Here is a 19,898-nt window from a genome sequence, read left to right on the forward strand (position 1 = left end):
AAACCTAAAAAGTATAAAGTTTTAATCTAAAATTATTTTTTTACCGCCGAACAACCTGCCATTGTTGTAATTTTTACAGCTTCGGTAGCGGGTAAATTTTCGTTTCTGTTTACTACTTCTTGTACCACGTTCCTAGTCACCTCATCAAAAATATGCTCGATAGGCGATGCACTTTGCATTGCTGCAGGACGCCCATAATCTCCAGCCTCACGGATAGATTGTACAATAGGAATTTCTCCTAAGAAAGGAACGCCTAAATCTTCAGCAAGATCTTTAGCACCTTCTTTTCCGAAGATATAATATTTGTTTTCTGGCAATTCTTCAGGTGTGAAATAAGCCATATTTTCAATAATTCCAAGAACAGGAACATTGATTGCCTCAGACATAAACATGGAAACCCCTTTTTTAGCATCAGCTAACGCTACCGCTTGAGGTGTACTTACTATTACGACTCCAGTAATTGGTAAAGATTGTACTATCGACAGGTGAACGTCTCCAGTTCCTGGAGGCAAATCGACAAGCATAAAGTCTAGTTCTCCCCAATCAGCGTCAAATATCATTTGGTTCAAGGCTTTAGAAGCCATTGGTCCTCTCCAGATCACAGCTTGACTAGGCGCTGTGAAAAACCCAATAGAAAGAATTTTCACTTCATAACTTTCAACTGGTTTCATTTTTGACTTACCGTCAACGATAACTGAAACAGGCTTCTCGCCTTCAACGTCAAACATGATTGGCATTGATGGTCCGTAAATATCAGCATCAAGGATTCCTACTGAAAATCCCATCTTAGCCAAAGTTACCGCAAGGTTTGCAGTTACTGTAGATTTCCCTACACCACCTTTACCAGAAGCAACTCCAATAATATTTTTTATTCCTGGAATAGATTTCCCTTTAATTTCAGGCTTATCTGCAACTTCTACTTTACTGTTGATTTTTATTTTTGCATCAGCAGATACTTTCTCAAGAATAGCTTTTCTGATGTCATCTTCTGCACGTTTTTTTATATGCATGGCTGGTGTGTGCAATACTAAATCAACCACAACCTCATCTCCAAAAGTGACTACGTTTGCTATCGCTCCACTTTCTACCATGTTCTTTCCTTCTCCAGCTATAGTAATTGTCTCTAAAGCTTTAAGAATGTCTTTTCTATCTAATTTCATTATAAGTTTACTATTTTCAATTTATTTTTATAGTTGAAACGTTATGTTTATTTAAACTGATTTCAGATTGTAAAGATAACAGTTTAAGTTCTTATAACGGTCGTTTTTGCATTGCATTTATTGATGTTAAAATTAGCAGGAATTATCACAATTTATTAAGCCGAAGATTATATATGCTAAACAAATCATACCTTCACTTCAATTTCGAAAATACATACTAAGTTTGCTTATTCTTCCATCACATCAGGAGTCCAAAAGTGTTTCTCAAAATCGACAATCTGATTATCAACTACCTCAACCCCTTCACTTTCTAATAATTGCTGCATCAGATCTGTTCCCTCAAAATGAAATTTTCCCGTAAGCAAGCCTTTCCTATTCACTACTCGATGAGCGGGAACGTCATCTTTACCATGAGCAGCATTCATTGCCCAGCCTACCATCCTTGCAGAACGAGCGGCCCCTAAAGCTTTAGCAATAGCGCCATAAGAGGTCACTTTGCCGTAAGGAATCTGTTTAGCGATACAATATACTCTTTCGAAAAAATTGTCGTTTGACATGGTTTAACTGATTTAAGGAACAATCCGTTTATTGTTACTCCTACTTCTCTAAATAATATCGTACGATATTGAATAAAGTAATAATTGAGATCACGCCAGTAATACTACCAATAATCGTATTCATGTTTTTCAACATATAATCAGCTTTGTTTTCGATTTTCTGAAAGAATCTAATATAAAAATAAAAGACAAGGCAAGACCCTAATACTACACCACTTACAAAAATAAAAATGGAAGTTATATCAAATGAAAAGAGATCATAGGACGACAAAGTAATACTGACGAAAACATAATAAGGAATTGGAAAAAAATTAAGTGCTGAGAGCAGCATACCCAGAAAAAAACGTTTCTTCTTACTGTTCTTTTTAATTTTTGCCTTTTTAATTTTTGGCTTTTTAGCTATCCATAAAAAATAAACAGTTAGCGCACCAAATATGCCAAATCCAACTTCGCGTAACAGGATAATTATATCAGGGCGAATATTGATGACTTGAGCAAATAAAATAGCCAAATAGGCTTGAAAAAAAATAATGATAACAGCCCCCAGAACAAACCAAAAAGCATTCCTCCCTCCTTCTTTGAGATTCACTTTGGCTGCCGTCATATTGATTAATCCCGGAGGAATGATCCCTATAACTGCAGTAATGAAGCCTAAAAAGTAAGGTATAATTAAATTCATTTATTTTGATTCAAACATGTAATATTGGATAATTATTTCAATTGCAAGCGTACTATTATTCTTTTATTTTAAATCGAATATACGTAATTGCCTTGTTAACTTCCAAATATTGTTTTTCGTAAAAGGTCTGAAAAGCAGTAACTTCCTCAGGACTTCCTTCGTTTACGTATACATTATGATTCGCATACAAAACTTCATGTCCTTCACCGTGAAGCAAGCCTAAAGTATACCCATGCATAAACTCGCTATCGGTTTTCAGGTTAACAACACCGTCTTTCTTTAGTACTTTTTTATACAATTGCAAGAACTCTGAATTAGTCATTCTGTGTTTTGTTCTCTTGTATTTTATTTGTGGATCTGGGAAAGTAATCCATATTTCATCGACTTCATTTTCATCAAAAACATGATTGATTAATTCGATTTGTGTTCGAATAAAAGCCACATTATGCAATCCTTCATCAACTGCAGTTTTAGCTCCACGCCAAAAACGAGCACCTTTGATGTCGATTCCTACAAAATTTTTATTGGGATATTTTTGAGCTAATCCTACAGAATATTCGCCTTTTCCACAGCCTAATTCCAATACTAATGGATTATCGTTTTTAAAGAAGTCGGAATTCCACTTGCCTTTTAAAGGAAACAAATCTCCTACTACTTCTTCTCTTGTTGGTTGAAAAACGTTACTGAACGTTTCGTTTTCCATGAATCTTTTTAACTTATTTTTACTTCCCACGATTTTTAAAATATTTCGGCAAAATTAAGGAAATATATAAGACTGAAGGGTATGGTAGTGAATTATTTAATATTGAAAGCAATTTTAGGAATAAAAACTTCTCGATCCCTTTTCTACCTCTGCTGTTTTTATTTGTAAAACTCGCAATTTTCAGTAAAAAAATCAATGTGACAGTTGTTAACTACAATAACAACCTCAGTTAGTTGCTCAATTTATTCAAAGGTAATATGACAAAAACCTTATGAAGCATCGAGAAGTTCAACTTATTCCATAAAAATATTTAGTTACACATCTTATTCGGCACACTCAATAGGAAAAAGGGTTTCGTCATGTTGTGACAAATCCAATCCCATTACCTCTGATTCCTCAGAAACACGCATCGGAATAATTTTATCCGTAATTTTAAATAAAATATAAGCTCCAAAGAAAGTATAAATTGACACCAGCAATAATGCTAGCATGTGATGACCAAATACTCCCCAGCCTCCATGAAGTAGACTCGCATCAACACCATGGGCAAAAATTGCGGTAAGAATCATTCCTGTAATTCCGCCTACACCATGACAAGCAAAAACATCTAAAGTGTCATCTATTCCTTTTAAGAATCTGGCATTTACAACCATATTTGAAACTAAGGCAGCGATGAATCCAAAAAACATACTTTCAGGAACTGAAACATATCCTGCCGCCGGTGTAATAGAAACTAAACCCACTACAGCACCAATACAGGCACCTAACGCCGAAACTTTTCTACCGTTAATGCGATCAAAGAAAATCCAAGTTAACATTGCTGCAGCAGAAGCCGTTGTGGTCGTCGCAAAAGCCATAGCCGCAACTCCATTAGCTTCCAACGATGAACCGGCATTAAATCCAATCCAACCGAACCAAAGCATTCCTGTTCCCAATAAAACAAAAGGGATATTCGTAGGTACGTGCTTACTATTCTTTCTTTTTCCTAAAACAATAACACCTGCCAAAGCCGCAAATCCTGCGCTCATATGCACCACAGTTCCTCCAGCAAAATCCTTAACTCCAAAGAAAGAACCTAAAATTCCGGTAGGATACCAAACTGCATGACATAAAGGAGAATATATAAACAAGGTAAATAAACAGATAAATAGCAAATAAGAAATAAATCGAACACGCTCCGCAAAAGAACCTGTAATAATTGCAGGCGCGATAACAGCAAATTTCATTTGAAACAAAGCATATAGCATAAAGGGAACGGTAGTTGCCATTTTATTATGAGGCAAAACGCCCACATAATCCATAAATGCAAAACTGGTGGGATCACCCACAAAGCTATAAAAACCATCTCCAATATTAATTCCTAAAGGCTCACCAAAAGCCAAACTAAAGCCCACGACAACCCACAATAAGGTTACTACCCCTAAACAGATAAAACTTTGTAGCATGGTAGAAATTACATTTTTCTTCCCAACCATTCCTCCATAGAAAAAGGACAAACCGGGAGTCATGATTAAAACCAAACAACAAGAGGTAAGCATCCAAGCAACATCAGCAGGGACAATTTGATCTAAAGTGCCAAACTGAGAAAGAGTGGCATTGTTTTCTGTTACTGCAGGCCAGAAAACCCCAGTGATACAGACCATACTTATAATTACAAAGGAAATTACCCAGCGTTTTTCAGTTTTCATTTTAATTTATTTAACCCTAATTTTTCAGGGGACAAAGTTAAAAAAATAATGATTTTAAAGTTTGCGAAGAAACAAAACAAGGGGTATTCAAAGAATTTTCACGAAATCTATAATTCAAAAGCCTATACACTAACAGAAAATCATTTAAGCCCGATAATTTTAGTCGTTTATTGAGAAATAAATGATTGTGATTTCATCATAGCAAGTAAAATCTTAACTACCTCCCGCTTTTTTGTAAGTTAATTAGCAGTACGTCTTCTATAGGAGCTTTAATCTTAATCACTTCATTCACATTGTCATTAGGAACAGTCATTGACAATACATAATGTTTGATTTTCCACTCCTCACCAATTTTAACTAACACACCAGAACCTCTACATATTTTCATTTGGGTATTTAACATTTCATCAAACCAAGCCGTTTTACCAGTCTTATCAAAATAAACATGGCGTTCTACTGCAGTGAAGTTCCATGCCTTTCCTTTGTCGAAGTACGGCTTTGCAAAGGCTTGGAATTCTGTTTTGTTCCAATTCTCAGTTGCATCAGTACCAATGAAAATCGCATCTTCAGTCATGAAATTAAAATAAGTATCATACTTTACTTCGGCTGCAGCTTTATGCCAGGCATCAAGCACCGTATTAATTTTTTCCTTTTCCTTGGTTTCGTCAAACTTAATAGTTGTAAAAGCAGCGCATAAAAAAATGCCTAAAGAGACAATAAATATATTTTTCATAGTTATTTTTTTATTTTTAAATCGAATTATTATTATTATTATTATTATTGTAAAAGTTAAAATAAAATTCACATTACTCTAAACTGGAATCACTTACGCTCAATAAAAGAGAAAATATTTTCCAAAAATCTAAATTTAAGCTTAAAATCAGAAAAGTAAATATAGCTTTTTAAGTAATATATCCTTGCCTCAATTACAAACCTTATTATCGAATCCTATTTTAATGTATTTTTGCACTGCTTTTAAACATAAAGCATAAAACCCCAAGTATGAGAAAGTTAATTGTACCTACTGCAATAATGGTTTCCCTGTTTTTACTTACAATGGTTTCCTGTAAGAAAGACGGAACTGCAGCTGCTATTCAAGCAGACATCGCAACTCCTTTTGACAGTACCTTAGTGAAAACTTTTTTCACGGAACACCCATTGTTAAAAGACTATCAGGCCGATGTCGAGCAATTGTATCGCAAACACCAATACCATTATGTTTGGTATGACAAAAACGGAATCAATGAATTTGGTAGCGTACTTTACAGCAAGGTCAATTCCCTAAAAGAGGAAGGAATCCAGAATGTTGTTCCCTACCTGGACCAGCTTGACCGGGTTTATGATGACATGGACGACAACCACAAACCAAACGTTGACACCGAGCTTCTAAATTCAGCACTGTATTTCTATTATACCAAAACCGTCTACCACGGTATAGATGCTGCGAAATCAAAAGAAATGGAATGGTACCTTCCGCGAAAAAAACAATCCTACGTCAATTATCTCGACGCTCTTTTAGAGGACGCTTCCTTGATCAACAAGGACGAAAAAGGCGTATTGAGCCAATATTTCCTGCTTAAAGATTTCTTGTTAAAGTACCGCCAAATGGAAAAAAAGGGAGGCTGGAAAACCATAACTCCAGATCCAAAATTCAAGTCTTATAAAGTTGGCGACAGTTCCGCAACGATTGCTCAAATAAGACAACGTTTATTCATCTCGGAAGACATTGCCACGGACTCCAAAAGCGCCATCTATGACAAAACATTGGCCACAGGGATTTTAAAATACAACAAACGAATCGGCAATGCCGCCAGTGCAGTCATTTCGCCGGAACTCATCAAAGATTTGAATGTGCCCGTTGCACAACGCATAAAAACCATTATAGTAAACATGGAACGCTGCCGATGGATTTCAAATGATGTTACCAAAACTAAAGAATTAATCGCCATCAATATACCGGCTTATGAATTAACCTATTTTAGAGACGGGAAACCTGAACTGCGATCTGATGTCGTGGTAGGAAAGGTCATGCACAAAACAGTGGTGTTTAGCGCCCCAATGAAATACATCGTGTTCAGTCCTTATTGGAATATTCCGGAAAGCATCTTAAAAAAAGAGATTCTTCCGGGGATAGAAAAAAACCCAAACTATCTGGAGGAACATGACATGGAGTGGAATAAAGAATATGTGAGACAAAAACCGGGACCAAAAAACTCCTTGGGTTTAATCAAGTTCTTGTTCCCCAATTCAAATGACATCTATTTACACGACACCCCTGCCAAAACCCTGTTCAACAAAGAAGACAGAGCTTTTAGCCATGGCTGTATCAGAGTTGCCAAACCAACTGAACTGGCAATGTCTATCCTGCAAAAAGACAAAAAATGGAATAAGCAAACGATCCAAGAAGCCATGAACAGCGGAGAAGAAACCTGGCACACCCTAAAAAATAAAATTCCGGTTTATATCGCTTATTTTACAGCATGGGTAGATACTGAAGGTACCATCCATTTCTACGAAGACGTTTATGACAGAGACGAGACATTGGCGGAAATGCTGTTTATAAAATAGTGCACAGAGGCTTGAAATAAAACTCGGACAACATTCTATAATAAGCTTAAAAAAAATGACCCTTTCTTATTTAAGAAAGGGTCATTTTTTTATTTATTTGCAACTACCAAAAGAGTGGTAATTAATGTTCCTTTTGTTTTTCAAAAGAAGTTGACAGTATTTTTTTCATCTTGTCTAATGCACCGTGAAAAGCTTTCTCTGTTGAATCAGCATAATCCGTTACTACTAGAGGCTGCATTTTTGTAGGACGTGCTTCTATAACACATTTTTTGTCTTTAGTTCCTGACTTGTCGCCATTCTCATCGGCAAAATAAACTTCAATGCGGGTAATTTTATCATCAAAACGTGAAAGTGATTTTTCTAATTCTCCAGAAAAATACGATTCTTGTCTTTCGTTTCCTTCTACATTTTTGTCGGTGTTAATTTGTATCTTCATATTGTTATCAATTTATAATTGTCTTCCAAATCTAACCTTAATATCACAAAAAAACGAGGCCATTAGTAAAACATTATGAAAGTAAGGAAAATCACATAGCTATTAACATGTTATCGTTATGATTAGCTTAGCTCTGAATTTATTTAATTTCGATTTTCTTCTGAGTTCTGGCATATAAATGCTGCAAATCACTTTTGATTCCGGTATTCCGAATACTTTTTAGTTGTTCTTTGGATACCGTTAGCTTAAATTAAAAAGCAAAAGACTTTTGAGCATTAATTCAATTGCAATTCATTTTTAAACAATGGGAATTTTGTTTAACTTTAGGAAAAGCTTTTATGATGAAAAACTTTGTGTTTTCTATTACATTGCTACTACTTGGCTTTTTTAACGCCTCAGCTGACCGAGATAGAACTAAAACTATTACGGACAAGGCATCGCATTGGCCAGCGACGACCATGAATGTTTCCTCTAAGGAATCCATAGTTGAAATTAACATCTCCAACATCAATCTCTTTTTTCAAAAATACCCCAAATTAAATAACTACAAATTAGAGGTGATTGCCTTATATGAAAACCGGAATTACAATCCCATCTGGTATGACAGTAAAGGACTAATTGAATTTGCCAATTTGTTGTACTTCAAAGTAGGTCAACTCGAAAATGAGGGACTGAAATTCAACTTAGCCTATCGAGATAAGATTGCTGCCATTTTTAATAAAGGATCTACTGCTGATCTATCGCCTATTGACACTGAGATCATGTTGTCTACCATGTATATCTTTTATGCAAAAAAAGTCTTTCATGGAATAGATACCGAGAAGTTTAAGGAAACGGATTGGTTTTTACCTAGGAAAAACATTTCATATGTAAGCCTATTAGATTCCTTACTAGCCGTTCCTAAACTCTTGGACAAAAATGAGAAACAACTCTTTGGCCAATATTACAAATTACGAAATGCGTTGCGAAAATACCGTGAGATAGAGAAGAGCGGTGACTGGCCTCTTATCGAAACCAATCCTATGGTACCCATCCATCATTTAGGAGACAGTTCAAAAATCATCGGTCAGGTAAGGCATCGCTTATTTATATTGGAGGATTTACAGCAGGATTCTAAAAGCAATATCTTCGATCAGGAACTAATGGAAGGAGTTCTAAAATTCAATAGAAGGAATGGCTATAATGCAAACCATTATATTGGTCCTAGACAAATCAATAGAATGAATACTCCTATTGCCAAGTACATCAAAACCATCATAGTCAACATGGAACGATGTAGGTGGATTCCTCCAGCATTGGCGAAAGACGATGAGTTTATCATAGTAAACGTGCCTTCATTTAAACTCATTTATTTTAAAAATGGTGAGAGAGTACTAGAGTCTAAGGTATTTGTAGGAATCAACATGATGGAAACAGTCATTTTTAGTTCTAATATCAGTCGGATTGTATTCAGTCCCTACTGGAATGTCCCGCGTAGTATAATTGAAAATGAAATTAAACCAGCAATGAAAAGAGATCCAGACTATCTGGAGAAAAAAAACATGGAATGGAATAACGGTCATGTCCGACAAAAACCGGGAGAACAGAATGCTTTAGGATTGGTGAAATTTGTTTTCCCCAATACTTATGACATCTATTTGCATGATACGCCTTTCAAAACAAATTTTGAGGTTGAGATCCCTATGTTCAGTCACGGTTGCATCAATATGCAAAAAGCAAAAGAATTGGCCCTTATGATCTTAAAGGACAATCCTAATTGGCCACCAGAAAAGATAATTGAAACCATGAATGGCGGTAAAGAAACTACTTATGTGTTGAATAATAAAATACCCATTCACATTGGCTACTTTACGGCTTGGGTAAACGACGCTGATGAAATCAATTTTTACTTTGACATCTATCATAAAGACAACAGCCTCTCTGAACTTCTTTTTAATGATGATTCTAAATAAAGAAACCCTTTACAATGTTATTAAATTAATAGCAAAACCCCCAATGTAAGCTTGGCGCTTTTTTATTCGAAAATAACGGTGTTTATACCGTTTTAATTGGCGTTTTTCAGCATGACAGCTCTAATCTCTATTCCGTTTTTTGTATCTTTATAGCTGACTATCAAATAGTAACAACATGAGACGCCCCCTTATCCCCTTCTTTTTTACTATATCCTGCTTTTTGTTATTGCTTTTCCCGGTAACAGCAAAAGCCGGTAATGAAAAAACCATGGAATTAATTGTAGTGATATCCTATCAAAGAGTTCCTAGCTTCCCTCCCCTTCCATTTGACAGCCTTCAGATTGATCCCTTTTTTAAAAAATATCCCCGATTAAAATACTTAAAACCAGAAGTTGAGGCACTTTATCAAAAACACGGATATCATTTCCTGTGGTATGACAGCAATGGTAGGAATGAGTTTGCCGATTTACTATACGACAAAATCAACAACTTGGATCAGGAAGGCCTAAAAATCAAGGTTCCGTACCAAGAAAAAATACATACCATCCTACTAGATTCAGGTAACAATGAGAACCCCAAAGTAGAAGAGGAACTGTTGATGTCCTCTCTTTATTTCTTTTATGCAGATAGAGTATTCAAGGGAATTGACCCCAAGAAATCAAAAGAATTAGGGTGGTATTTGCCACGAAAAAAACAATCTTATGTCAATCGTTTGGATTCCTTACTTCAAGACCCAAGCCTCATCAACAAACCAGACAAAGAGCTGCTGGGACAGTATTACAAATTAAAAGAAGCCTTGCAAAACTACCGCAATATTGAGAAAAACGGTGGCTGGAACCCTATTGTTTTTCCCTCAAAAATTAAATCCCTCAAACCAGGCGATACTGCAGCTGCAATCCTGCAAATCAGAAACCGCCTTTATATAAGCGGCGATTTAAAAATTGACACTAAGAAAAATGAATACGATGACGAACTGCTTGCAGGAATTTTAAAATACAAAGAACGAAATGCCTTTACACCAGATGCGGAGTTGGAACCCAAACACATCAAAGACCTGAATATTTCCGTAAACGAGCGCATCAAAACCCTAATGGTCAATATGGAGCGCTGCCGCTGGCTTTCACCAAGTCTAACTCAAAACGAACAATATATTGTAGTAAATATCCCCTCGTTTACGCTCACTTTTTTTAAGAAAGGCCAGGCTGCTTTGATTTCTAAAGTAGTTGTGGGTAAGTCCATGAATAAGACGGTCGTTTTTAGCGGTCAGATGAGTCAGATTATTTTTAGTCCCTATTGGAATATCCCACCAAATATATTGCGAAGAGAGATTCTGCCTGCCATTGCTAAAAACCGCAACTATCTCGCGAGACATGATATGGAATGGGTAGGAAACCGCGTGCGCCAACGTCCTGGGCCACAAAACGCCTTGGGTAAAGTAAAATTTGTCTTCCCCAATTCCCATATTATTTATATGCATGATACCCCATCTAAGAGTTTGTTTGACAAAGAACAAAGGGCTTTTAGCCATGGATGCATACGTGTGGAGAAACCGCGGGATTTAGCCATTATGGCACTAGAAGATGACAAGAACTGGACTATAGAAAAAATAGATGCTGCTATGAATCGAAGGGTTGAAAAAAGCTATTCCCTAAAAACCAAAATTCCAGTTTACATTGGCTATTTTACATCTTGGGTAGACCCCGAAGGGGAAGTGCATTTTTATGATGATGTTTATGGACATGACGCCAGATTGCTCGAAATGCTACTTACTGATTCAATTTAATGATATTGTAGAACTTCTTGCATAACCTCTCTACCGAAGGCTCGCGAGTGCGATTACGACGGGAGCGCTCTTCTTATTAATCGCAAAAAACGCCACTCTCTCGAATGGCGTTTAAAAAACAGAGCCGTCTAAAGCCTCTCTATTCAAATCTAAATATTTTATTTATCTGGGTTGCCCACCAGCTTCACTTTGACCTTTCCATCATTGCCATCTGTCGCTAACAAATGCAGAACAATTCCTCTGTACCTCTTATCTTCTCGCTCTGATTTACTCTTTATATCATTGTCATTTTTAGGATTTCTGATTGGAACAGTAATATTTAAATTAGTGCCTTTTCCAAACGAATATATTCCATCAACATCAAAATTCATCACACTTGAACTAATTTTTAATTCATTAATAGTTACTTTTTCGCCTTTGATATTAAAGTCTCCTAACAAGTCACTAAAAGTTATGTTGTTTAAATCTCTAAATGGAAACAGAAGCTTCCAGCCTGTTTTTATGGGTTCAAAATCGACTAAGGCTCCCTTATTAACATTGAATTTCACATCTCCGTTTATCGTTTGTTTCATCAGTTCTCCTTCAGGATTCAAAACTCCACTTACTGCAGCTTGTGCTGTAAGTTTACCTTTAAGACTTTCTGAAGAAAAGGATCGAACGCCAAAATTATCAAACGAGTACAGAAACTGCGAAATATCAACTCCGTTAACTTTTGCATTGGCATTAAAAGAATAAGACTCTTTTACTGGTGTCATACTTCCATCAAAAGAAATGCTCCCACCTGAGCTTTTCACCCAACCGTTTTCAAGCGTCAATTTGTTGTTTATGATCTTAATTCTGGCTTTTGCATCTGCGGCAACTAACTTTGCGTATCCTATTTTATCTACTTTGAGGTCTAATACTACCTGACTTTTATCAAAAGCATTATGAAGATTGTCAGAAAAACTATTTTTTGCAGCGCCTTTTTTTGTTTTTGCTTTTTGATTAGTAGTTAAAATTCCCAAAAACTCTTTGGCATTCAAATAGGGAGAATAAATCTTCCAATTAACAATCATTTTCTCTGGGTCATCATAATAAAGATTAAGGAAATTCTCTATTTTAAATTCCATAAAAATAGAATTCAAACGGTTTTTAAACTGTATCTTTTGTACTAAAAGTGATTCTTCGGTAAAATAAAGTTCAATAGCAGTATCCTCTAAAGTAACGTTTTTAGGAACATACTTTAAAGAAGCATTTTTTACAGCAACATTGCCTATAAAGTGTGGTTTTAGAAACTTATAGTTCTCAATGTCAACTACAAAATCCAGATTTGCTTTAGCATTCCCTTTTATAAAATGCATGAATTCTTCATTTATAATTTCATTTAATCTGGTAACTTCAAAATCTGATTGTAATTTACCCGTTGCTATTGGTTTCTCAAAATTAATAATCTTAGCTACAGGAACTGTAAAAGGAATCGTAGCATAAGCACCTGAGAAATGGGATAAAACAATAGCCGAATTAGCATCATTAAATCCTTTTCCTTTTATATAATTATTAGTAAATCTACCGTCAAAATTACAATTGGTTATGGTTCCGTCCGGAATTTGTAATTTGTTGTCCCGAACCTCAGCAGTAACCATAATTTCAGGATCGCCTTCGGAATTTAAATCGCCTTTCAGTGTACAATGTGCACTAAGCGGTTCATTGATATTATACAAATCCAGTTTTGAACTAATATTGTTAGCCAATAGTTTTGAGGCACTGCGCCATAAAATGGTGGTTTTTATATCGATATCAAAAGGCGACTGGTTTTTCTTTCCTAAATCAAAATGTCCCGAAATATCAAAAGCATCATCTCCTATTTTTAATTGATCCAAAAATACATCTATGGTTTTTTGATTTTTAGAATAGTCTGCCACTGCTATTCCTTTGACCTTTTTGCCTTTAATGAAGCTTCCTCTATTTACATTAAAAGCCATACTTTTAGCCAAAACATCTAGTTCAATTACTGCTTTTATATGATCACCCTTTAACTTTACTTTGCTTTTTAAGAATGCGACTTCAAAATGAAAGAGCTTATTCCCATGCAAGTTTTCAGAAATAAAGCTCACTTCATTTAGTATCAACTCATCGATAATTGTCTTGCCTGATTCTTTTGATTCTTCTTCTTTTGATTTGGATTTGAAAATATTGGAATTTGTTTTTCCGTTTTTGTCTTTAAACAAATAAACACTGGCTTTATTAACCACTACTTTCTGAATATGAACTTCACTTTTGAATAATTTAAGCACATTGAGTTGCAGTTCTATTTCCTCAGCATCTAAAAAAGTGCGCTTATGTACTTCCCATAAACTATCTTTTAACACTACATTTTCAAGTGATAAAGTAGCATTAGGAAATCCTGTAAAAAACTTATAGTTGACATCTCCTATTTCTACAGTTCCATTTATATTTTCGCTTACTACATCACTTATTTGAGCCAGAATTTTGGCTTTATTTGCTTTTACATAAAAAGCTAAACCAACTGATATAACTAATGTTAACGCAAAAAACAGCAATAAGAAATACCCTATTTTTTTAATTTTTTTATTAAAGGGTTTTCTTTTTGCCACACTTTTTATCTTATCTAAAGACCTACGCATACTTGTTATTTGTATTATGAAAGACTAAAGTAGGAATAATTGTCTGATTTTTTAAAACAATTCATCGTTAAACAATGGTTTACCATATTAAAAGTAGCATTTACACGATTTCGAAATGACGACAAAAGGGTAATAAGTACTCATAAAAAAAACGCCACTCTTTTGAATGGCGTTTTGAATGTTATAAATCTTGCTTTCCCTACTGCCTAGCCCTGATGGCAGCGGCATCTTCTTGTGGCGGGGTTCGCCACAAGAAATACAGCGAACAGCAGGAATAGCTACTGAAATGAATTCAGCATAAATCCTGAAATAAATTCAGATTAAATCTCTAAACCTATTTTGGTAAGGCTTTGAATCCCATATTGTACAAGGTGAATGCTTGGATATCCACATTTTCCTGAATAGTTGCCGATACCGATTTTCCTGCTCCGTGACCCGCTTTGACATCGATGCGAATCAAGGTAGGGTTGTTTCCTGTTTGTTTTTCCTGTAACTCAGCCGCAAACTTGAAACTGTGTGCTGGCACTACTCTGTCATCGTGATCACCTGTCGTGACCATAGTGGCTGGATAATGAGTTCCCGCTTTTACGTTGTGTACCGGAGAATAGCCTTTGATGTATTCAAACATTTCTTTGCTGTCTTGTGCTGTTCCATAATCGTAAGCCCAACCTGCACCTGCTGTAAATGTATGGTAACGTAACATATCCATCACGCCCACGGCTGGCAAAGCGACTTTCATCAAGTCCGGACGTTGCGTCATCGTTGCTCCTATCAGTAAACCTCCGTTTGAGCCACCGCGAATGGCTAGAAAATCAGAAGACGTATATTTCTGAGCAATCAGATACTCCGCCGCAGCGATGAAATCGTCAAACACATTTTGTTTTTGCATTTTAGTTCCTGCATCATGCCATTTTTTACCGTATTCTCCACCGCCACGTAAATTAGGTACGGCAAAAACACCACCATTTTCCATCCAAACGGCATTGGCTATGCTGAAACTTGGCGTCAAATTCACATTGAATCCCCCGTAGCCATAAAGCATTGTAGGGTTCTTACCATTTAGTTTCAATCCTTTTTTGTAAGTGATAATCATAGGAACTTTGGTTCCGTCTTTTGAAGTGTAAAACACTTGTTTTGATTCGTATTGATCGCTATTGAAATCTACTTTTGGTTTTGCATACACTGCTGATTTACCTGATTTTGGTTCCAACGAATAAATCGTTCCAGGTGTCGTATAATTAGTAAAGGAATAATACACCGTTTTGTCTTTTTTCTTTCCGCCAAAACCGCCCGCTGTTCCTATTCCGGGCAATTGAATGTCGCGAATCAGTTTACCCGAGTAGTCGTATTGCTTTACTGCCGAAACAGCATCAATCATATAATTAGCAAAAATAAAACCGCTGCTGGTTGATGGAAACAAGACATTCTCTGTTTCAGGAATGAAATCTTTCCAGTTTTCTGCTTTTGGATTACTGACGTCAACTGTCACGATGCGTTTGTTGGGCGCATTTAAGTCGGTTACAATAAACAGCTTGCTTCCCTCATTATCCATCACATAATTATCACTATTGAAGTTATCCACAACGGTAACTATAGGACTGTTAGGTTTACTCAGGTCTTTTATATATAACTCGTTCCCGTAAGTCGAAGTCGCAGCGGTGATAACTAAATAACGATCATCCTCCGTAACATTTCCGCCAACATATCTTCTTTTTTGGTCTGCGCCAAAGATAACTTGATCCTCTTTCTGAGAAGTTCCCAGTTTATGGAAATACAATTTGTGTTGGTCCGTTTTGGCCGACAATTCACTTCCTTTTGGCTTATCATAACTCGAGTAATAAAAACCTTCGTTTCCTCTCCAAGACAAACCGCTAAATTTTACATCGATGATAGTGTCTTCCAAAACTTTGTTTGTCAATGCATCCATCAGAATCACTTTTCTCCAGTCGCTTCCACCTTCGGATATGGCGTAAGCTACTTTAGAACCGTCTTTGGAGAAATCCATGCCACCAAGTGAAGTAGTTCCGTCTTTTGAAAAAGTATTGGGATCTAAGAACACTTCTTCTTTTCCTGCAGCGTCTTTTCTATATACGACAGACTGATTTTGGAGCCCGTCATTTTTAGAATAATACGTGTACTTTCCTTCTTGTGATGGCGCGCCTATTTTTTCATAATTCCACAGTTTTTCCATACGATTCTTCATTTCATCTCTAAAAGGAATCTGCTCTAAATAACCATAAGTGACTTTATTCTCCGCTTTTACCCAAGCCGCTGTTTCAGCTGACCTATCGTCTTCCAACCATCGGTATGGGTCGTTAACGTTTGTGCCAAAATACACATCAACCGTTTCCCCTTTTTTGGTTTCAGGGTACTTCAGTGGATTTTTATTTTGTCCAAAAGAAGCTATTGTAGGGATTACTGCCATTATTAGAATTAGTTTTTTCATTAGTATCATTTTATTGGTTAACAAAAATAAGGAAATTGAATGTCTTGCTCATGAAAGAAGACTCTTAAAGATAATGAGTCTCGAAAAGTTGTTTTTTGTTACGTTTTTTTTAAACATATAAGTCACATAAGTTTTTAGCTGTTTGTGTAAAAGTGTCACACAAAGGATTACAAAGATCCGCAGAGAGACACGGAGAAATTAATGAATATTTTGCACTGAAATTTTAAAACATATAAGTCATATAAGTTTTTAGCTGTTTGTGTAAAAGTGTCACACAAAGGATCTCAAAGGTCCGCAGAGAGACACGGAGAATATTAAATCTATTTGTGAAGCTTTGTGTCTCTTTGTTTAAGTTTTTCTCGCGAAGAATCGAAATACACCATTTAAAAAAACCATTAAGAAATTAAGCTTAAAACTTAACTACCCTAAATATTTTAATGGTTTAAAAAAGTAACTAAACTTATATGGTTCAAAAAACTACTGCAACCACAAATCCCGAAAAGTCCTATCCTTGTCATAATCATTGGCTTGTTTTTCTATATTAAAATACCTATTCTTTCTTGGATCATTACCTACTCCTGCTAAGTAAGCCCAGTTTCCCCAATTACTGCACACATCATAATCTACTAGTTGTGATTCAAAATAGGAAGCGCCAATACGCCAGTCCATATTGAGCTCGTTACAAAAATAACTGGCTACGTTTTGCCTTCCTCTGTTGCTCATAAAACCCGTTTTTTTCAATTCAATCATGTTAGCATTAATAAAGTCGGACTCGGTTGCACCTTTTATCCATTGTGATAAAAACTTCTTATTCAATGACTTTGAATTAACGATGTCGGTTTTTATTCCTGAATACAAGAAAAACTTAGTTTGGTGCTTTTTAAACATAAACCGAAAAAAATCACGCCACAACAGTTCAAAAACCAACCAATAGGTAGAGTCATTAGCACCATTTTCATTTTCGTATTTTTTAATTTCCTGATAAATCGTTCTTGGCGAAATGCAACCCAACGCCAACCAAGCAGAAAATTTTGACGAATAATCCTCACCTAGCATTCCATTTCTGGTTTCCTTATAAATGGAAAGACTTTTTGTTTCAAAAAAATAATGCTTTAATCGTTTTATTGCCTCCGTTTCCCCTCCTTTAAATTGAATTGCCGCCCGTGAATCCATTTTAGAAGTGGTCAGGCCCAACTCTTTTAAAGTGGGTAAATTCATTTCAGGAATGCTTAGTGATTTTATCTTTGATGCTTTTGCAAAAACAGCTCTAACTGACGCATCTTGTTCTGTTTTTTTTCTAAAAACGGTGAAAACGTCAGGAATATCTTTTTTCGTAAACGGCAAATCTTCTGCGTGATATAGTGTACTTGTACTGAAAGTTTCTAGCTCGCAACGCAGTTTGAAAAGTTCAGTTTGAACTAATTTTTCTGTTTGTTTTTCTTCAAATGCTACTTCGCGTTCAGCAAAAACTTTATGGACTTTGAATTCAGCCACAATTTTGGGAATTTCAACTTCGGGCTTTCCTTTTAAGATTAATAAACCCGAACCTATTTTACGCAAATTTTCATCTAAATTTTTTAATGACTCTATTAAAAACTGCGCTCGATAGCTGCCCGTCTTTTTAAAACCATAAGGGGTGGTTTCAAAATGCGCATCATCAAAACAATAGATCGGCAAAATTTGATCGCTTTGCGCTATTGCTTTAATGAGTGTTTCGTTATCATGTAATCGTAAATCCGTTTTAAACCAAACTATAGCCGTTTTCATTATAAATTATTTATGTTTTTTAAATAGTAATCTGCTTGTTCTAATAGCGCGACTTGTACTTCAGGCTGCATCTTTCGCCAAACGTTGTACATCATGCCAATACGAGGGTTTTTGCCTAATTTCTCTTCGTTTTTGTCATAAAAATTCCAATACAAACTATTAAACGGACAGGCTTTTTCACCCGTTTTAATTGCTTTTTTGTAATAACAAGATCCACAATAATGACTCATTTTATCAATATAACTAGCCGAACTCACATACGGTTTTGTGCCTACAATTCCACCATCTGCAAATTGACTCATGCCACGAGTATTTGTAATTTCAACCCATTCAATCGCGTCAATATAGATTCCGAGATACCAAGCATCTAATTCATCAGGATGAATTCCGGCTAAAAGCGCAAAGTTCCCAGTTATCATTAATCGCTGAATGTGATGGGCATATGCATAATTTAAAGATTGATTTATAGTATCTTTTAAACAATTCATTTTAGTGTTGCCTGTCCAGAACCAATCTGGCAACTTTTCTTGATTATTAAAAAAATTCATGCTAGCATATTCGGGCATCTTCAGCCAATAAATCCCTCGCATGTATTCGCGCCAACCTATTATTTGTCGCACAAACCCCTCTAATTGATTGTATTCAATTTCATTGGGTCTACTTTCCCACTCTTTTATGGCTTTATCAATCACTTCTTTTGGTGAAATCATCTTTAAATTCATAGAAAATGAAAGTCGAGAATGATATAAAGACCACTCGTTTGGGAACATAGCATCTTGATAACTTCCGAATAAAGGCAAACATTCTACTAGAAAAAAGTCTAATAACTGCAACGATTGCTCTCGATTAATTGGCCAAACAAAATTTACAGCATCAATATTTCCGATGGTTTTAATATCTGTTTTACTGATTTCATCAAGAACCTCTGAAACATTATTATTAAAAACTAATGGCGGTGTCGGTTTATGATTTTTGGGTAACTTTTTTCGGTTGTCGCTATCATAATTCCACTTGCCAGTTAATGGCTGATTGCCTTCCATTAAAACAGTATGCTTTTTTCTAAGCATCCGATAAAAATTTTCCATCACAAAGGTTTTCTTACCTTCAAAAAAGTGCTCTAATTCATTTCGTGTTGTAAAAAAGTGCTCCGAATCAGCGATCGAACTTGAAATTGTGATTACTTTACTCAGATTTTTTAATGCTTCATCAACACGAAATTCATCTGGCAATTGGTATTCAAAATGAGTAAAATTATGTTTTAAAATCAGGTTTTTAATGTTGTTTTCAAATGATTGTAAGTTGTTTTCATCAACTAGATTGATATAAATGATGTTATGCTTATTTAACTCTAATTCCTTGCTAAAACTTCTCATTGCAGAAAAAATACCTACCACTTTTTGAATGTGATGAGATGCATAATCGGTCTCCGTTCGAATTTCCATCATAACATAAGTCACTGAATCATCTACAGTTTTAAACCAGGAATGATTGCTGTTTAGTTGATCGCCAAGAATTAATCGTACCGTTTTTTTCAT

The 19,898-nt window shown here is 35.6% G+C and carries 14 protein-coding genes; 3 read left to right on the forward strand and 11 right to left on the reverse strand.

What is annotated here, in order from left to right; all coding sequences use genetic code 11:
• Positions 1-32: 32 nt before the first annotated feature.
• The 6 genes from BLV91_RS00140 to BLV91_RS00165 all read right to left on the reverse strand — a co-directional run bounded on the left by BLV91_RS00140 (position 33) and on the right by BLV91_RS00165 (position 5,520).
• Entirely contained in the window at positions 33-1,160 is a 1,128-nt protein-coding gene (locus BLV91_RS00140) for an Mrp/NBP35 family ATP-binding protein (RefSeq protein WP_175513919.1), read from the reverse strand.
• A 227-nt stretch (positions 1,161-1,387) separates the two neighbouring features.
• A complete protein-coding gene (locus BLV91_RS00145; protein ID WP_091428344.1) occupies positions 1,388-1,717 on the reverse strand; it encodes an MGMT family protein in 330 nt (109 codons plus the stop codon).
• 40 nt (positions 1,718-1,757) lie between these two features.
• Positions 1,758-2,396 carry a LysE family transporter gene (locus BLV91_RS00150; RefSeq protein ID WP_091428346.1) on the reverse strand — a complete coding sequence of 213 codons (639 nt, stop codon included), beginning with the start codon at positions 2,394-2,396 and terminating at the stop codon, positions 1,758-1,760.
• Positions 2,397-2,451: 55 nt separating this feature from the next.
• Positions 2,452-3,129 carry a tRNA (guanosine(46)-N7)-methyltransferase TrmB gene (gene trmB, locus BLV91_RS00155; RefSeq protein ID WP_091428347.1) on the reverse strand — a complete coding sequence of 226 codons (678 nt, stop codon included), beginning with the start codon at positions 3,127-3,129 and terminating at the stop codon, positions 2,452-2,454.
• A 293-nt stretch (positions 3,130-3,422) separates the two neighbouring features.
• Complete coding sequence (locus BLV91_RS00160; protein ID WP_091428349.1) at positions 3,423-4,787, reverse strand: ammonium transporter; 1,365 nt, start codon at positions 4,785-4,787, stop codon at positions 3,423-3,425.
• A 217-nt stretch (positions 4,788-5,004) separates the two neighbouring features.
• Positions 5,005-5,520 (reverse strand): nuclear transport factor 2 family protein, encoded by a 516-nt coding sequence (locus BLV91_RS00165; protein WP_091428351.1) that lies wholly within the window; start codon positions 5,518-5,520, stop codon positions 5,005-5,007.
• Between the two features lie 269 nt (positions 5,521-5,789).
• Between BLV91_RS00165 and BLV91_RS00170 the strand changes: the two genes are divergently transcribed.
• The gene (locus BLV91_RS00170) at positions 5,790-7,355 is read left to right on the forward strand and encodes a L,D-transpeptidase family protein (protein WP_091428353.1); all 1,566 of its coding nucleotides are present in this window, start codon (positions 5,790-5,792) and stop codon (positions 7,353-7,355) included.
• A gap of 121 nt (positions 7,356-7,476) precedes the next feature.
• Here BLV91_RS00170 and BLV91_RS00175 read toward each other — a convergent pair whose 3' ends face one another.
• The gene (locus tag BLV91_RS00175; protein WP_091428354.1) at positions 7,477-7,791 is read right to left on the reverse strand and encodes an HPF/RaiA family ribosome-associated protein; all 315 of its coding nucleotides are present in this window, start codon (positions 7,789-7,791) and stop codon (positions 7,477-7,479) included.
• Between the two features lie 338 nt (positions 7,792-8,129).
• On the opposite strand from BLV91_RS00175, the gene BLV91_RS00180 reads away from it, so the two are divergent.
• Complete coding sequence (locus BLV91_RS00180) at positions 8,130-9,743, forward strand: L,D-transpeptidase family protein (protein WP_245709570.1); 1,614 nt, start codon at positions 8,130-8,132, stop codon at positions 9,741-9,743.
• A gap of 268 nt (positions 9,744-10,011) precedes the next feature.
• Positions 10,012-11,526, forward strand: a complete 1,515-nt coding sequence (locus BLV91_RS00185; protein WP_245709571.1) for a L,D-transpeptidase family protein — start codon at positions 10,012-10,014, stop codon at positions 11,524-11,526.
• Between the two features lie 158 nt (positions 11,527-11,684).
• Here BLV91_RS00185 and BLV91_RS00190 read toward each other — a convergent pair whose 3' ends face one another.
• The 4 genes from BLV91_RS00190 to BLV91_RS00205 form a co-directional block, all read right to left on the reverse strand.
• The gene (locus BLV91_RS00190) at positions 11,685-14,150 is read right to left on the reverse strand and encodes an AsmA-like C-terminal region-containing protein (protein WP_091428358.1); all 2,466 of its coding nucleotides are present in this window, start codon (positions 14,148-14,150) and stop codon (positions 11,685-11,687) included.
• A gap of 334 nt (positions 14,151-14,484) precedes the next feature.
• Positions 14,485-16,575 carry a prolyl oligopeptidase family serine peptidase gene (locus BLV91_RS00195; RefSeq protein WP_245709588.1) on the reverse strand — a complete coding sequence of 697 codons (2,091 nt, stop codon included), beginning with the start codon at positions 16,573-16,575 and terminating at the stop codon, positions 14,485-14,487.
• Between the two features lie 498 nt (positions 16,576-17,073).
• On the reverse strand, positions 17,074-18,363 hold the full coding sequence (locus BLV91_RS00200) for a DASH family cryptochrome (protein WP_175513920.1): 1,290 nt from the start codon (positions 18,361-18,363) through the stop codon (positions 17,074-17,076).
• On the reverse strand, positions 18,363-19,898 hold the full coding sequence (locus tag BLV91_RS00205) for a cryptochrome/photolyase family protein (RefSeq protein WP_091428364.1): 1,536 nt from the start codon (positions 19,896-19,898) through the stop codon (positions 18,363-18,365). Before BLV91_RS00205 ends, BLV91_RS00200 begins: the two co-directional genes overlap by 1 nt.

It is taken from the genome of Flavobacterium degerlachei (assembly GCF_900106645.1).
Classification (GTDB): Bacteria; Bacteroidota; Bacteroidia; order Flavobacteriales; family Flavobacteriaceae; genus Flavobacterium; species Flavobacterium degerlachei.

What these genes read in the sequence shown, in the direction of transcription:
- BLV91_RS00205 (WP_091428364.1), bottom strand. Translation starts at nt 19,898, where the DNA reads ATGAAAAAAACGGTACGATTAATTCTTGGCGATCAACTAAACAGCAAT.
- BLV91_RS00185 (WP_245709571.1), top strand. Translation starts at nt 10,012, where the DNA reads ATGGAATTAATTGTAGTGATATCCTATCAAAGAGTTCCTAGCTTCCCT.
- BLV91_RS00190 (WP_091428358.1), bottom strand. Translation starts at nt 14,150, where the DNA reads ATGCGTAGGTCTTTAGATAAGATAAAAAGTGTGGCAAAAAGAAAACCC.
- BLV91_RS00150 (WP_091428346.1), bottom strand. Translation starts at nt 2,396, where the DNA reads ATGAATTTAATTATACCTTACTTTTTAGGCTTCATTACTGCAGTTATA.
- BLV91_RS00195 (WP_245709588.1), bottom strand. Translation starts at nt 16,575, where the DNA reads ATGGCAGTAATCCCTACAATAGCTTCTTTTGGACAAAATAAAAATCCA.
- BLV91_RS00145 (WP_091428344.1), bottom strand. Translation starts at nt 1,717, where the DNA reads ATGTCAAACGACAATTTTTTCGAAAGAGTATATTGTATCGCTAAACAG.
- BLV91_RS00180 (WP_245709570.1), top strand. Translation starts at nt 8,130, where the DNA reads ATGATGAAAAACTTTGTGTTTTCTATTACATTGCTACTACTTGGCTTT.
- BLV91_RS00200 (WP_175513920.1), bottom strand. Translation starts at nt 18,363, where the DNA reads ATGAAAACGGCTATAGTTTGGTTTAAAACGGATTTACGATTACATGAT.
- BLV91_RS00160 (WP_091428349.1), bottom strand. Translation starts at nt 4,787, where the DNA reads ATGAAAACTGAAAAACGCTGGGTAATTTCCTTTGTAATTATAAGTATG.
- BLV91_RS00175 (WP_091428354.1), bottom strand. Translation starts at nt 7,791, where the DNA reads ATGAAGATACAAATTAACACCGACAAAAATGTAGAAGGAAACGAAAGA.
- BLV91_RS00165 (WP_091428351.1), bottom strand. Translation starts at nt 5,520, where the DNA reads ATGAAAAATATATTTATTGTCTCTTTAGGCATTTTTTTATGCGCTGCT.
- BLV91_RS00140 (WP_175513919.1), bottom strand. Translation starts at nt 1,160, where the DNA reads ATGAAATTAGATAGAAAAGACATTCTTAAAGCTTTAGAGACAATTACT.
- BLV91_RS00170 (WP_091428353.1), top strand. Translation starts at nt 5,790, where the DNA reads ATGAGAAAGTTAATTGTACCTACTGCAATAATGGTTTCCCTGTTTTTA.